This window comes from Enterocloster clostridioformis, assembly GCF_020297485.1.
Classification (GTDB): domain Bacteria; phylum Bacillota; class Clostridia; order Lachnospirales; family Lachnospiraceae; genus Enterocloster; species Enterocloster clostridioformis.
Genome location: NZ_JAIWZC010000001.1, coordinates 1299213 through 1314647, shown reverse-complemented (window position 1 = coordinate 1314647; position 15435 = coordinate 1299213). Strand labels below are relative to the sequence as shown.

The following is a 15435-nucleotide window of genomic DNA, read 5'->3' as shown; positions in this document are numbered from 1 at the left end:
AAATGATGATGATTAGACGTATGAGACATGTGGCTGCAGTTCTGGCAATGGCGTGCATGATGACAGTCATGATGCCGGCGCAGATGATAACGGCCTTTGCGGCAAATGCGAGAATCGCCTTTTCCGACCCATCCGCAACCGTGGGCGGCAAGATCAAGGTGAATATGAAGATAACCAGCAGCGACAACCTGGCCAATGCGGATGTGATGCTGTCCTATGATTCCAACATATTGGAATTTGTGGACGGCACCAACGCGGACGGAGGGGCGGGAGCTGTCCGGGTCCATGGGGACGCAGGCACGCCCAATACGGGAACCCTTGCATTCACCCTTAATTTCAATGCCATAGCGGCCGGGACCAGCAAGATTGAGGTTACCAGCCAGGAAATTTATGATTCCAACTCACAGATTGTGACGGTTAACCAGCAGGGAAGCTCCACTGTGACGGTCAGTGCCCTGCAGTCAGCTTCCAAGGATGCCACTCTTAAATCACTCCAGATTTCACCAGGAAGCCTGACGCCGGCATTTTCACCGGATGTGGACACCTACGCGGTGACCGTTGGAACGGATGTGGATAAGGTTATTGTCAGCGCGGATTGCACGGACGGGAACGCCACCAAGGTGGTCAGCGGAAACGAAGGACTCCAGATGGGCGAAAACCGCGTGACATGCCGCGTGACAGCCCAGGATGGCGAGACCATCAAGGAATACGTCATTGTGGTGACCAAGGCAGAGGGCGGCGCCAGCGCTGCGGATGCCGATGCTTCTTCCCAGGTAAGGATGCGGATAGCCGAGCGCGTCATCACCATTCTTCCGCCTGATCCTGAGGTGAAGGTTCCGGAAGGATTCAAGGAGAGCACCATTAATATCGACGGCCACAAGGTTCAGGGCTGGGTATGGGGCTCTGAGGCAGAGCACCAGTACTGTGTCGTGTACGGTATGAATGAGTCCGGAGAGAAGAGCTTCTACCGTTATGATATGAAGGACGATGAGAGGACCATACAGCGTTACTTTGAGGACCCGGCCATCAGCGGTTCCGTGACAAAGGAAGTGTACGATGAACTGGCCCTTACATACGACAAGATTTACGATGATTACAATCTCCTTAAGATACTGCTGATTGTGACCATTGTCATCGCAATCATTCTGCTGGTCATCCTTCTGGTGGTTGTATTTACCAGGGGCTCCGGAAGAAAGGGCGGCAGCCGGGATGAACTGGGTGACAAGAAGGACGGTCCGCGGGGCGGCCGGGGCAGGAACAGCAGGAAGGAAAAGGCAGAGGAGCCTGAGCTTTTGGAGCATTCAGAGGATTATCAGGAATACGCCGATGAGGAGGGCTGCCAGGATTCTGACTGGTACGATGAATCTGAGGAATATGAGGATGATTCTGCCTACGGCGATGATGAGGGCTACAGAGACCTTCCGGAGGAGGATTATCCGCTGGATGAAGAGGATGAGGACATCTACGAAGAGGATGAAGATGTCTATGAAACGGAAGAAGAGCCTCAGGTGGAGATTCCGGTGAAAAAGCCGGTGAAGCCTGGGAGGCCGGTTCAGACACCGGACCGTGCGCCGGCCCAGGCGCCGGCATCCAGGCAGAAGCCGCCTGTGAAACAGGAACGGCCGGTTGTCAGGAGGGAAACAGAGCAGGGTTCTGCAAAACAGGACGCACAGGATGATGATTTTGAGATTTTTGATTTGTAATAAAGAATAACAGAACCCACAGGCAGACCATAAAGGCAGCAGCCATCCGGGATATTCCCATGGCTGCTGCCTTTTGCGTGCTGCCGGAGACTGTACGCGTCCTCAATGGTTACAGTTAATTCTTAATGATAAAAATTTATTATCAGACCATCACAACATATAATTATACTTTATTTTTAGGGGTTGTTATAATAATAACATAAGCCTTTTAATGAAGAAGTATATATAAGGGATAAAAGAATAAAGGAGGAGGCATTTCATGGGATACAGAATGGATTTGAAGGATGCCGACAGGATGTTTGCAAAGCTTCAGGAAGAGTATGAGATATGGGCGCCAAAACGTTTTGTGGGTAAGGGCAGGTATTCCGACACAGACCTGATTAAGTACGCCAGGGTGGACCGGGCGGAGGAAATCGAGTACAGGGAAAAATCGGATTTTCCGGCCAAGGAGGTATTAAGCCCCATTACCCAGTCCCTGTTCTATTTCACAGAAGATGAATTCATTGAAAGCAAGGCTGTTTCCAAGAAGCTGCTTATATTCATGCGGCCCTGCGATATCCACGCGCAGCATCATCAGGAAAAGATATATCTGACCAACGGCGGTTATGAGGATATATATTACAAGCGCATGAACGAGAAGGTCAAGATAGTGATGATGGAGTGCGGCAAAGGCTGGGATACCTGCTTCTGTGTCAGCATGGGAACCAACAGGACCGATGACTATTCCATGGCAGTCCGTTTCGGAGAAGACGTACTGGAGTTCCAGGTAAAGGACGATGCATTTGCCTCCTATTTCGAGGGCATGGAGGAATGTCCCTTTGAGCCGCAGTTTGTGGAAAAGAATGAGCTGACCCTCACGGTGCCGGAGATTCCGGATAAGGAGGTTCTGACAAAGCTTAAGGAGCATCCCATGTGGAGGCAGTTTGACGGCAGATGCATTTCCTGCGGCGCCTGTACCGTGGCGTGCAGCACCTGCACCTGTTTTACAACAACGGATATCATATACAATGAGAACCGCAACGTGGGAGAGCGCAAGAGGACTTCCGCCTCCTGCCAGGTAAAGGATTTCACCGATATGGCCGGCGGCATGAGCTTCAGAAACAGGGCCGGGGATAGGATGCGCTATAAGGTGCTCCACAAATTCCACGACTACAAGGCCAGGTTTAAGGACTACCATATGTGTGTGGGCTGCGGACGGTGCATGGACCGGTGTCCTGAGTACATATCCATCGTGGCTACAGTGAATAAAATGGCAGACGCTGTTGAGGAAATAAAAGCCGGCAGGCAGGCATAGGAGAGGGGACGCAGTCATGAATAATATAGTGAAGCCAGTGGCATGTAAGATACGCGAGGTAAGGCGGGAGAGCCTTCATGAATATACATTCAGAGTGGAGACGGATATCCGTCCGTCCCACGGACAGTTCCTGCAGCTTTCCATTCCAAAGGTAGGGGAAGCACCCATATCCGTCAGCTCCTTCGGGGACGGCTGGATGGATTTTACCATACGTTCCGTGGGAAAGGTGACGGACGAGATATTTGAGAAGCAGCCGGGCGACATCCTTTTCTTAAGGGGAGCCTACGGCAAAGGATGGCCGGTGGAGCAGTTTCAGGGTAAGCATATGGTGGTCATCACCGGCGGCACCGGGCTGGCGCCTGTAAAGAGCATGCTGAATATGTTCTGGAATCAGGAGGATTTTGTAAAGAGCGTGCACCTGATCAGCGGATTTAAGAATGAGGACGGGATTATTTTTAGGAATGACCTGGAGCGCTGGAAGGAGAAGTTCACCACCACCTATGCCCTGGATACGGACCACAAGGATGGCTGGGAGACAGGTTTTGTCACAGAGTTTGTGCCGGGGATTCCCTTTAAGGACTTTGGGGAGGATTACAGCGTTGTGGTGGTAGGACCGCCGCCTATGATGAAGTTTACGGGCCTGGAAGTCCTTAACCAGGGCGTGCCGGAAGAAAAGATATGGATGTCCTTTGAGCGCAGGATGTCATGTGCCGTGGGCAAATGCGGACACTGCCGCATTGATGAGGTGTATGTCTGTCTGGACGGACCTGTGTTTAATTATACCCAGGCCAAGTATCTGGTTGATTAAGAGAGGGGTGGCGAAGGAATGAATCATGATATTGATATAAAAAAGGTAAGAATCAACTGTTTCAGACAGTCCAAGGTGGCGGGGGAGTTCATGCTGCAGATGCGTGTGCCGGGAGCCATGATTGAGGCAAAACACTTAAAGCTGGTGCAGGATCTCTGTGAGCGCTTTGGCAACGGCACCTTTCATCTGGGCACCAGGCAGACCTTTGACATACCCGGTGTAAAGTATGAGAATATAGAGGAAGTAAATAAGTACATCAAGTCATATATCCATGACGTGGACGTGGAGATGTGCGGCGTGGACATGGATGTGACGGATTACGGCTACCCCACCATCGGCGCCAGGAATATCATGTCCTGTATCGGAAACGCCCACTGCATCAAGGGCAATGCGAATACATACGAGCTGGCCAGGAAGATTGAACGCCTGGTGTTCCCGTCCCATTACCATATCAAGGTGGCTGTGGCCGGATGTCCCAACGACTGTGTTAAGGCTAACTTCAATGATTTCGGCATCATGGGCATCAACAAGCAGGTATATGACATTGATCGCTGCATTGGCTGCGGTTCCTGCGTGGACGCCTGCAGGCATCATGCCACAGGCGTGCTGAGCCTGAACCGGAACGGCAAGATTGACAAGGACACCTGCTGCTGCGTGGGCTGCGGCGAATGTTCCCTGATTTGTCCCACCGGAGCATGGACCAGGGGCGATAAGAAGCTGTACCGCGTAACCCTGGGAGGACGTACGGGCAAGCAGAATCCAAGAGCAGGCAAGCTGTTCCTTAACTGGGTTACGGAGGATGTGATCCTGGGCATGTTTGCCAACTGGCAGAAGTTTTCCGCCTGGGCTCTGGATTACAAGCCGGAGTATCTCCACGGCGGCCATCTGATTGACCGTGTGGGCTATAAGGAATTCGTAAAACATATCTTTGAAGGAGTGGAGTTTAATCCTGAGGCAAAGATGGCGGATGATATTTTCTGGGCTGAGAATGAGCAGAGAGGAAACATGCATGTGATGCCGCTGTCTGAGCATAAGCACGCAGGCCCCCAGGAGCCGGCAAAAAAGCAGGCATAGAGGAATTTGGATTATAAATAGCGGCAAAAGAATTCAAACAGCGGGGATGTGAATGCATACCCTGCTGTTTTTCTGCGGTTTCCGCGCAAAGATTGCCGGCCCTGTAATATTTTGGGTCCGGACAGGGATACTAAACAAGGTAAGTACGGACAGCGCGGAGAAAGATGCGGACAGCCGGAAATTATTAGTGTACACTAATTTATACAGTGACATTTTGGGAAAAATGTAGTATACTTCTAAGCGAAATAAATTGACGGATTTTTAACATATTATGGACGAAAGGAAGAATGAATATGTACTGTGTAAAGCGCATCAATGATGATTTGTTCTGGGTTGGCGGTACAGACCGGAGGCTGGCCTTATTTGAGAACGCGTATCCTATTCCGCGGGGGGTTTCCTACAATGCTTATCTTCTGCTGGATGAGAAGACTGTGCTGTTTGACACGGTGGACCGGGCAATCACGGAGCAGTTTTTTGAGAACATAGACGCACTGTTAAAGGGACGAGCCTTAGATTACGTGGTGGTAAACCACATGGAGCCGGACCACTGCGCCACCCTTGGAGAGATTGTGCTGCGGTATCCGGGGGTACAGGTTGTGTGCAACCCCAAAACCATTCCGATTATCAAACAGTTCTATAATTTTGACATTGATTCCAGAGCCATTGTGGTCAAGGAAAATGATACTCTTTGCACGGGGCGGCATACATTTACCTTCCTCATGGCGCCCATGGTACACTGGCCGGAGGTTATGGTAACCTATGATACCACGGACAAGACCCTGTTCTCCGCGGATGCCTTTGGCACCTTCGGGGCCATGAACGGCAACCTGTTTGCGGATGAGGTGAATTTTGAGAGAGACTGGCTGGACGATGCCAGACGGTATTATACCAATATCGTGGGCAAGTACGGGCCTTCCGTGCAGACCCTGTTAAAGAAAGCGTCAGGCCTGGACATCCGTACCCTGTGCCCGCTTCACGGCCCGGTATGGCGCGAGGATATAAGCTGGTACGTGGACAAGTATCTGACCTGGAGCAGCTATGAGCCGGAGGAAAAGGCCGTGATGATTGCCTATGGTTCCATCTACGGCAACACGGAGAACGCAGCCAATATCCTGGCCTGCAAACTGGCGGAGAGGGGAATCAGGAACATTGCCATGTATGACGCCTCCTCCACCCATCCTTCCACTATTATCTCGGAGGCATTCCGCTGCAGCCATCTGGTGTTTGCGTCAGCCACCTATAACGGAGGCATCTTCAGCAGCATGGAGCATGTGCTCATGGATCTGAAGGCCCATAACCTGCAGAACAGGACCGTGGCCCTGATGGAAAACGGCTCCTGGGGCGTGCTGTCAGGAAAGCAGATGAAGGAAATCATCGGCTCCATGAAGAATATGACCATTCTGGAACAGATGGTGACAGTAAAATCATCTCTTAAGGAATCCCAGATGGAAGAACTGGATTCCATGGCGGATGCCATTGCGGAATCCATGAAATAGCAGCACTGAATCAGTGACAGTCATAGTTTTAAACGATTTGCCGGATGGCTTTATTGGAGCTGTCCGGTATTTTATTGCGTTTTTTGTACCTTTTTTGTACTTTTTGTGTATTTTTGGTTGTTAATATTGCACTTATTTGTGAAATTTAGTAGTATAGAACATGCATTCCATAATTTAAAGCGCTGAAATATGGGAGGCGCAGAAAAATACAAATGATGTGGGAGGATATGATAACATGGGGATTATGAGACTGATTGAGGGGATAAGGGCACGGAAGACAGTCAGTGTGTTTTCCGGAAGTCATGAATATCTGTTTACTGCAGGGAAATCCGGTCCCGCCTGTCCGGACGGTTTTTGGGAAATCGGCGTCAGATGCAGGCCGGAGGCGTTTTCTGACCGAACCGGTCCGGACAATGGTCCCTTTTTATTTTTCGACAGCAGAACTAACCAGTTTCTGGATTTTACCGGGGGCCTTCTGGAAACATTATTTCCCATGTCCTCTGAACATTTTTACGATATGGCTGTCCTGGAACAGGAAGTGAATCTGAGGGTGAGCCGGTATATTGCTCATAATCTGATAAATAAGATACAGGAGGGTGCGGCAAAGTACGGGCGGGAGGAGTTTGACGAAGGGGAGATACGGGAGCAGGCGTATGTATGTTATATGACAGGGGCCTGCGGCCGCCTTCATGTGCCGGCCCGGGCTTTTGACATGGAACAGTTCTGCCGTATGGACGGGAAGCTGTCCAGGACAGGAGAGGGACCGTTTGTTGAGGCGTATGCCCGTCTCATGATGCTTCATTTAAGTGAACAGTTTCCATCCGGCGAAGTGGCAAGAAGCTTTCTGGAGGATAGATGCAGAAGGGACGCGGGGCGCCAGCGCAATTACGATGTCATCTGCCGGGAATACGCAAAGGACAGCTTTGTGGAGCAGGAGCTGGAATATCTGATGAAAGAGCCAACCGACAGCATGAAGCGGGCCAAGAGCCTGTGCCGGCTCTTAAAGGCCAAGGGCAGCGTGAAGCCGCAGGTGGAGGTGGAGCCGGAGATGCTGACGGTCTCTCTGGCCTCAGATTGTCCCGGACCCGTTATCGGAAGAAAGCGGGAGATGTATTACTCGTGACGGTAGCTGTAAAGCATGTTGGCAAAGCAGTGTAAAACGTATCTGTAAAGGGTGGTTCCGGACGTTGACGGACCGGGGACAGGATGGTACAATGATGGATAGCCATATGGAATGACAGGAGGACAGGAATCATGATTAGAAGAAAAGACGAGATGGAGGCCGTTGCCAAGCACGAGGTGCAGAAGGGGATGGGAGATGTGACCTTCCACACCTTCATGACAAAGGAGGAGGCTTACGGTTCGGGAAGGACCTTCGCCAGGGTCGTGTTTGAGCCGGGCACATCCATTGGGATACATGAGCATCAAGGAGAGTTTGAGGGATATTATGTGCTGAAGGGACAGGCCCTGGTAACGGATAACGGCGTGGAATCCGTGCTGAATCCCGGAGATTACCACATGTGCAAGGATGGGGACAGCCACGGCATTGCCTGTTACGGGGACGGGACCATGGAAATCATTGCACTTATCATCAATGTTCCGGCATAGAGATGCCGGGGAGGATATTTTGACCGGGACATTGGACCGGGCTGCCTGTTTTGGAAGGATTGTTTGAATCTGGTTCCTGGCGGACAGCTCTGTATTTTTGTCTGAAACATGTATCGCAATACGTAAAAAATCTGTAATGCAATGAATAATATATTGTATTTTTAGAATCCCTGTAGTAAAATAATATCGGATTATGGGTTCTCTGACCCGTGTTTGCGCATAATTTCAGCCAGACAGCGTATGACGGGAAGAAGCTCCAGGGCTTCCTTTTCACTCAGACTGTGGAGTTCCCAGAACAACTGCTGCTTGCTGTTGCCCATGGAGTCGGTTTCAGGGTAAAAGATACGGTCAGCGGGAATTCTCAAAGTGGTTACCAGAGGATAAAGCACCTCAAATTTGGGGTTTCCACGGAAATTTTCTATATTAATAATGGTACGGACATCTATGCCCAGCTTCTCAGCCAGGGAAGCCTGGGACATTCCCTGCTCTTCGCGGGCCTTTCGGATGACCGTACCTAAAGTTTTAACGTAGTCATGCATTGCGATTCACCTCAATACTAGTGTACACTACACTTCTCATATTATGAATTACTATGCAATGCATATAAATAATGAATTGAAATACACTGAACTCCTGGATGTAATGCCGGGAGGGGGAAAGGAAGTTTTGCATGGGTGAAGGGACAGAAGACAGAAGGCAGGTGTGCGGGAAACGCGTGGTGCAGGAACCGGGGCTTGAAAAGGAATATGCACAGCCGCTTCTGACATTATTTGACGAACTGCTGGCCTGGGACCCGGCATCAGGGGACAGCCGGATTATATTTTACACAGAGGGCAGAAGCCGGCTGCGGGAGAACCGTACAGAGCGGGAATTCAGGGCATTTGCCTGGAGCCGTGTACATCCCCGGGAGTGCAGGCAGTTCCTGGCATTTTTCAGCTCCGTGCACATGAAAGAGCTTTCAGCGAGCAGACATCCCGATAAGCTGGTCTACCGGCAGAGGACGGCGGAGGGTGACTATGTGTGGGTGGAGGCGGTGGCCATAGCAGCCGGTAACGGCGGCACCATCCTGTGCTATGTCCGTGATATGGAAAAGGAAGAACAGAAGCGGTACATGCAGGAACAGATTATCGACCGGTACGTGTACAGAAACTGCGATTTTTTCCTGTGTCTGGACGGGGGCACGGGTTATTATGAAATGTTGCAGAAAAATGACAGCCGTATACAGGGGCAGATGCCTTCTTCAGGAAATTATAATCAGGAACTGGAAGCCTGCGTCAGGAAGTATGCGGTGCCTGAGGACAGGGACCTGCTTTTGGAGAAAGCGTCCATGGGAAATGTCCTGGATGCCTTGGAACGGGAAGGCGAGCTGATGATATCTTATGGGGAAAAAAGCACGGACGGCCGGTATGCCCGCAAATTGCTGCACTATGCATACTTTGACAGGCAGGAGCGCAGGATTCTTCTTATGCGGCAGGATATCACGGCAGAGTACCTGGAGCAGCGCAGGCAGAAGAAGCGCCTCAGCGACGCGCTCCTTCATGCAAGGATTGATTCTCTTACAGGCCTGTATAACCGCCAGGCAGTGAATGCCAAGATCAACACAGCCCTGAGGGAGGCCGCGGTGATGCCGCCTTCTGTGCTGCTTTTTATCGATTTGGATAATTTTAAGACAGTGAACGATACCCTTGGCCACCGGTACGGGGATAAGGTGCTGTGCTCTGTGGCGGAGTGTTTCCGCCAGGTCCTCCGGACTTCCGACATAATCGGAAGGGTGGGAGGCGACGAGTTCGTGGCCTTTTTATCGGGCGTCACGTCCGTTGGTGAGGCAGGCGAATGCGCGGGACGCCTGTGCCAGGCAGTGAGCCGCATACCGGATTTAGAACTGAAGGGCTGCGGGCTCTCCTGCAGCATCGGAGGGGCTGTGTGCCCGAGGGACGGAAGGGATTACGATTCCCTTCTCATTAAGGCGGATATAGCTGTCTATGAAGCCAAGCGCCGGGGTAAGAATCAGTTCGCGTTTTACGAGCCTGATATGAAGCCTCACTCCTAGCCCACCACTTCAATGTCATAGGTTTTCAGCCAGAAGTTGACCTGGAGGATATAGGCCAGCATCTGGGGACCGGCCATGAGCTGGCCGTACCAGGGTTTTCCGTAATCAGAGGGGCTGGTGAGGAAGCGGACCAGTTTTTTCCGGTCCAGGAAATCCATTACAGGTGAATGGCTGTCGTCCATCATTTCCCTTACACGGTCTGCAAGCAGTTTCTCATAGGCGGTATCATAGGTTTTAGGATAGGGGGACTTTTTCCGGAACAGTATTTCATCCGGGAGAAGTCCTTTTCCCGACTGGCGGAGCAGGTTCTTTACCAGTCCGTCCCTTGTTTTCATGTCCCAGGGCACGTTCCAGACGTATTCAATGATTCGGTGGTCCGCAAAGGGAACTCTTGCTTCCAGGCCGGAATACATGCTGGTGCGGTCCATGCGGTTGAGAAGGGTCTGCATGAACCAGCGCAGGTTCAGCCAGGCAATTTCCCGGCGTCTGGCTTCCTCCGGGGAATCCTCTGCCAGCACAGGGGTCTCTGCCACAGAGCGCTCATAGGTATCCAGCACATACCGGTCCATGTCCAGATACTCTAAGAAGCTGTCATCCAGCAGGGATTTTCTGGGGGACAGGTCCATGGTCCACGGGAACGTGTGGGCCTCAAAGCATTCCTTTTTATGGAACCAGGGGTAGCCGCCGAATATTTCGTCGGCGCATTCGCCGGTCAGGGCTACCTTGTTGTGTTCCCTGACCATGGAGCAGAACTGGAGCATGGAGGAATCAATGTCCCCCATGGCCGGCAGATCATGGGCCAGGACGGAATCAAAGAGACGGTCGGCCTGGGTCAGGTTGCCGCATTCAAGGTAATGATGGTCGGAATCCAGGAATCTTACCATCTGGTCCACGTAGGGGCGGTCCCGGGAGGGCTGGAAGGGGTTGGCCCGGAAGAATTTATCGTTGTCCACAAAGTCAAAGGAGAAGGTGGTAAGGCGCTTTCCCTGTTTTTTCAGTTCTTTTGCGCAGATGGCAGATACCAGGCTGGAGTCCACGCCGCCTGAAAGGAAGGTACAGATGGGCACATCTGAAACCATCTGCCTGCGCACGGAATCCTCCACCAGAAAAGACGTTTTCTCAATGGTCCTTTCATAGCTGTCCTCATGGGGACGGCTGACCAGCTTCCAATAACTATGCTGGCGGATTCCATCCGGGCCGCATATGAGGTAATGTCCCGGGAGCAGCTCCTCCATGTCCTTTAGAACGCCGCAGCCGTAGGTCCTGGCAGGTCCGATGGAGAACACTTCATTTAATCCCCTGCGGTCCAACCGGGCTTTGATGCCCGGATAGGCCAGGATTCCTTTGAGCTCGGATGAAAATATGAGTTCTTCGTCCCTCGCCGTATAGAACAGCGGTTTTACCCCGGCCCGGTCCCGGAACAGGCACAGACGGTTATGGGCCGTGTCCATGACGGCAAAGGCAAAGATGCCGTTCAGGCGCTTTACAAAGTCAGGGCCGTATTCCATGTAGCCTGCCAGTATGACCTCCGTGTCGCTGGAGCTCTGGAAGGAGCAGCCCGCGGCCATGAGCTCCCGGCGCAGTTCATCGGTATTGTACAGTTCCCCGTTGTAGACAATGGCAAAGGTCTGTCTGGAGCCTGATTTCACCATGGGCTGGTGACCTCCGGCCAGATCAATGATGGACAGGCGGGCATGGGACAGGCCGCCGTGTTCCCAAAGCCATTGTCCGGCGTCATCGGGGCCCCGGTGCCGCAAGCGTTCTGCCATGGCCCGCAGGACAGATTCATAGTGTTCTTTTTCTTTCAGGTAATGGTCATGAGGGTTATAAAAACCGGCAATTCCGCACATAATTCATTCCTCCTGTCATGATGTGGAAAGGTGTTTGGCTGTAAAATGGGTAATGTCCGGCGGAGACAATCCGCCTGTATACTGCGTTCCCCGGGAATCCGGCCGTCAGAGCATGAAACATGCCAGGGCAAAGGTGCAGGCAAAGCCAATGCAGACCGGTATCAGGTTCCTTCTGGCCAGTTCCAGAGGGCTTACATTGCAGATGGCGGCAACCGGGATGAGTCCCCATGGCACAATGGTGCCGCCTCCAACGAAGATAGCCGTAATCTGGCCCAGGGCCGCCATGACCGGTACAGATGATTCGGTGGCGGTCCCTAAGGTCCTGGCCAGGGCGCCGGTAAGGGGAAGACCGGAAAAGCCGGAACCGTCCAGACCCGTCAGTCCGCCCACCACCATCTGTATAAAGGCCGCCATATATTGGGTGAGGGGGGCGTTCTGTGCCAGCCACAGGGCCCAGTCATTCATGATGCCGCGGGTGACCCCCTCCCCCATGATGGAGGTGATTCCTTCTCCGCCTAAAAAGAAAAAGGCACCGATTATAATAACCGGAGCAAAGATGCGGATGGCAAAGAGAAAACCTTCGGTGACATAGCCGGTGACTTTTTCCAGGGACTGTTTCCCAAAGCCCAGCAGAGCGCCCAGGCAGGTGAGAAGGAGAGCGGTGCCGGAGACCATACTGGTGGCATCCCCGCCCTTCAGGCCGTACAGAAGCATAAGGATAATATCCCCGGCAAAGGCAAGGGGAGTAATGACAGCCAGGAACAGGGCGGTCTTCCTGGGTCCCCGCGGCCCGGAAGGTTCGGCCTGTATGGAGAGCCTGGGTCCCCTGGCATCCAGCTGGCCTCTGTTTAACACATATGCGCTGAGGACAGTGACAATGCCCATCGCCCAGAACAAAGGCCATGCCTGCCGGAGGATGGAGGAGGTGTCAAGGCCGGCTGCGCCGGCTGAGATGGCGGGAGCGCCCTGAATCACCACATCGTAGCTCAGGGCAAAGCCGTGTCCGAACAGGTTCATGGCCATGGCCGCGGCTAATGGATTCAGACCTGCCTTCACTGCAAAGGGAAGCATGATGGCTCCTACCAGCGCGACCGAGGGGCTGGGCCACAGGAACAGGGAAAACAGAAACATGGTGAGTCCAAGAATCCACCAGGTCAGGGAAGGGGTTTTCATAATGCCGGCCATGGGAACCATCATCAGATAGTCGCTTCCCAGATCCTTCAGGCATTTGGACAGGGAGGTAACCAGGGCAATGGTGGCCAGCACCTCCATGAATTCCCTGCCTGCATATAGAACAGCGGAAAACACGGTTATGATGCCGCCGGTGACGGATTTAAGGCCGATGAGGCCCAGGATGAACAGGAAGGCGATGCAGACGGCAGGCGTATCCTTTTTGAGGACCATCACTGCCAGGATAACGATGACGCCTATGAGATAAGCGTAGTGGAGAGGAGTCAGCACTACTGCGGATTCTATCATAATAAGTCACTCCTGTATTTATGGAATATAATCTATGATATGGGGAAATGCTTTCCCGCGTGAAAAGGAAATCAGGAAATTAGGGGTTGATTTTATGGCCGGGTGCTGGTATGCTAGATAAGGATTAAATTTTAAAATGAAAGGAAGTGAACCGGAGTGGAAGGTCGAAGTCATAAGTTGGAAGCAGACAATTATCATAAGCGTATGGTAGTGGGAGCTGGGCCGGCGGCTTTGATCCCGCTTTGCTTTCACTGCCGTTGATGATAGGATTCATATACGTTTATGATGATAGCCATGTATTACAGGAGGAGTCTGTAATTATGGCTGTTTTGTTGCTGCAGCCCGGTCATCCAGGGCAGGACTGCGGCATTTTGCGTACTGCTTTCATGATGTCACCATTCATGGAAGGAATAAGATGCAGGAGAATTTTGATTTAAAAGAGCTGATGGAGCTGTTAGATACAATGCAGCTCAGGTTACTGAAGGAAAAGCTGATTGAGATGAACGAGGTGGATATTGCCGCGTTCATCGAGGAACTGGATTCCGAGAAGACCGTAGTGGTCTACCGCATGCTTCCAAAGGAGCTGGCAAGCGATGTGTTTGCGTGCCTGCCTGTGGAGAAGCAGGAGCATATCATCAACAGCATCACGGATTACGAGCTCAGCGCCATTGTCAACGACCTGTTTGTGGACGATGCCGTGGATATGCTGGAGGAGCTGCCGGCCAATGTGGTCAAGCGTGTGCTTAAGAACTCCACGCCGGACACCAGGAAGCTGATTAACCAGTTTTTAAAGTACCCGGAAGGCAGCGCCGGAAGCATTATGACAGCAGAGTATGTGGGCCTTAAGAAGCGCATGACCGTGGATGAGGCATTTGCCTATATCCGCAGGCACGGCGTGGATAAGGAGACGATTTACACCTGTTATGTCATGGACGCAAAAAGGACCCTGGAGGGTGTGGTGACGGTCAAGGATCTGCTGATGCATCCCTATGAGGAAGTTATCGGCAACATCATGGATACCCATGTGATCAAGGCCGTGACCACAGACGACCAGGAGGAGGTGGCGGAGAGCTTCCGCAAGTACGACCTCCTGAGCCTTCCGGTGGTGGACCACGAGAACCGTCTGGTGGGCATTGTCACCGTGGACGATGTGGTGGATGTTATGGAGCAGGAGGCCACAGAGGACTTTGAAAAGATGGCGGCCATGCTTCCCAGCGAGAAGCCCTATCTTAAGACAGGCGTGTTTGCTTTGGCAAAGAACCGTCTGGCCTGGCTTCTGATTCTCATGGTCAGCAGCATGATTACAGGCAGCATCCTGGCAAAGTACGAGGCGGCCTTTGCGGTGATACCGCTGCTTGTGACCTTCATTCCCATGCTGACCGACACCGGCGGCAACGCGGGCAGCCAGAGCAGTACCATGATTATCCGAGGCATGGCAGTGGGAGAGATTGAAGCCAGGGATATCCTGCGGGTTCTCTGGAAGGAACTGCGGGTAGGCGTCATTGTGGGCGTCCTGCTGGGACTGGTCAATTATGTACAGCTGGTAGTCCGTTTTCCGGGCCAGGAAATGCTCTGCCTTACAGTGGTACTGAGCCTTCTGGCCACTGTCATGCTGGCCAAGACCATTGGCTGCGTCCTGCCCATCGTGGCGCAGGTCCTCCATCTGGACCCTGCCATCATGGCTGCGCCGCTTATCACCACCATCGTGGATGCGGTGAGCTTGATTATTTATTTTCAGCTGGCCTGCAGCCTGCTTAAAATTTAGGGAATGTCCAGGGCCGGAATCTTGCTTATATACAGGATTCCGGCCTTTTGTTTGCCCAGCATGGGCGTTTTCTAATGGGTGAAAGTCCCAAGTGCGCGTAGGCAACAACGAAGCACATAGCCGAACAGCAAGGGTGTCCGCCGTGAGACGGAATCTGAAAGAAGCTGTAAGCAAACCTCTGACCTGACGGACAGGAACCGCATATAAGGCTCGGAAATACGGATAAGGTGGCAAAAGGCACTGAAGTCCAAAAGGTTGCCGGAAGTACGAGTAAATGCGGCAGGTACATGGAGGAAAAGAACACGCAC

At 52.3% G+C, this 15435-nt stretch carries 12 protein-coding genes; 9 read left to right on the top strand and 3 right to left on the bottom strand.

The window, feature by feature from the left end; genetic code table 11:
• Window positions 1–8 precede the first annotated feature (8 nt).
• The 7 genes from LA360_RS06555 (at window position 9) to LA360_RS06525 (ending at window position 7983) form a co-directional block, all read left to right on the top strand.
• Window positions 9–1703 (top strand): cadherin-like beta sandwich domain-containing protein, encoded by a 1695-nt coding sequence (locus tag LA360_RS06555; protein WP_022203252.1) that lies wholly within the window; start codon window positions 9–11, stop codon window positions 1701–1703.
• Window positions 1704–1962: 259 nt separating this feature from the next.
• Window positions 1963–2997: an anaerobic sulfite reductase subunit AsrA gene (gene asrA, locus LA360_RS06550; protein ID WP_022203251.1), complete on the top strand. Its 1035-nt coding sequence runs from the start codon at window positions 1963–1965 to the stop codon at window positions 2995–2997.
• Window positions 2998–3013: 16 nt separating this feature from the next.
• Window positions 3014–3805, top strand: a complete 792-nt coding sequence (asrB, locus tag LA360_RS06545; RefSeq protein ID WP_112483146.1) for an anaerobic sulfite reductase subunit AsrB — start codon at window positions 3014–3016, stop codon at window positions 3803–3805.
• An 18-nt stretch (window positions 3806–3823) separates the two neighbouring features.
• The gene (gene asrC / locus LA360_RS06540) at window positions 3824–4879 is read left to right on the top strand and encodes a sulfite reductase subunit C (RefSeq protein WP_022203249.1); all 1056 of its coding nucleotides are present in this window, start codon (window positions 3824–3826) and stop codon (window positions 4877–4879) included.
• 293 nt (window positions 4880–5172) lie between these two features.
• Window positions 5173–6375, top strand: coding sequence for an FprA family A-type flavoprotein (locus tag LA360_RS06535; RefSeq protein WP_022203247.1), 1203 nt, complete (start codon window positions 5173–5175; stop codon window positions 6373–6375).
• A 235-nt stretch (window positions 6376–6610) separates the two neighbouring features.
• The gene (locus tag LA360_RS06530; protein ID WP_022203246.1) at window positions 6611–7498 is read left to right on the top strand and encodes a hypothetical protein; all 888 of its coding nucleotides are present in this window, start codon (window positions 6611–6613) and stop codon (window positions 7496–7498) included.
• Between the two features lie 131 nt (window positions 7499–7629).
• Window positions 7630–7983 carry a cupin domain-containing protein gene (locus tag LA360_RS06525; protein ID WP_022203245.1) on the top strand — a complete coding sequence of 118 codons (354 nt, stop codon included), beginning with the start codon at window positions 7630–7632 and terminating at the stop codon, window positions 7981–7983.
• 191 nt (window positions 7984–8174) lie between these two features.
• On the opposite strand, the gene LA360_RS06520 is transcribed toward LA360_RS06525, so the two are convergent.
• Window positions 8175–8522, bottom strand: coding sequence for a helix-turn-helix transcriptional regulator (locus LA360_RS06520; RefSeq protein WP_112483144.1), 348 nt, complete (start codon window positions 8520–8522; stop codon window positions 8175–8177).
• Window positions 8523–8653: 131 nt separating this feature from the next.
• On the opposite strand from LA360_RS06520, the gene LA360_RS06515 reads away from it, so the two are divergent.
• On the top strand, window positions 8654–10033 hold the full coding sequence (locus tag LA360_RS06515; RefSeq protein ID WP_112483142.1) for a GGDEF domain-containing protein: 1380 nt from the start codon (window positions 8654–8656) through the stop codon (window positions 10031–10033).
• On the opposite strand, the gene asnB is transcribed toward LA360_RS06515, so the two are convergent.
• Complete coding sequence (gene asnB, locus LA360_RS06510; RefSeq protein ID WP_112483140.1) at window positions 10030–11883, bottom strand: asparagine synthase (glutamine-hydrolyzing); 1854 nt, start codon at window positions 11881–11883, stop codon at window positions 10030–10032. The genes LA360_RS06515 and asnB overlap by 4 nt on opposite strands.
• Before the next feature lie 105 nt (window positions 11884–11988).
• Entirely contained in the window at window positions 11989–13362 is a 1374-nt protein-coding gene (locus tag LA360_RS06505; protein WP_022203241.1) for a hypothetical protein, read from the bottom strand.
• Window positions 13363–13777: 415 nt separating this feature from the next.
• Here LA360_RS06505 and mgtE point away from each other — a divergent pair, with 415 nt between their 5' ends.
• Window positions 13778–15127, top strand: a complete 1350-nt coding sequence (gene mgtE, locus LA360_RS06500) for a magnesium transporter (protein ID WP_022203240.1) — start codon at window positions 13778–13780, stop codon at window positions 15125–15127.
• Window positions 15128–15435 lie beyond the last annotated feature (308 nt).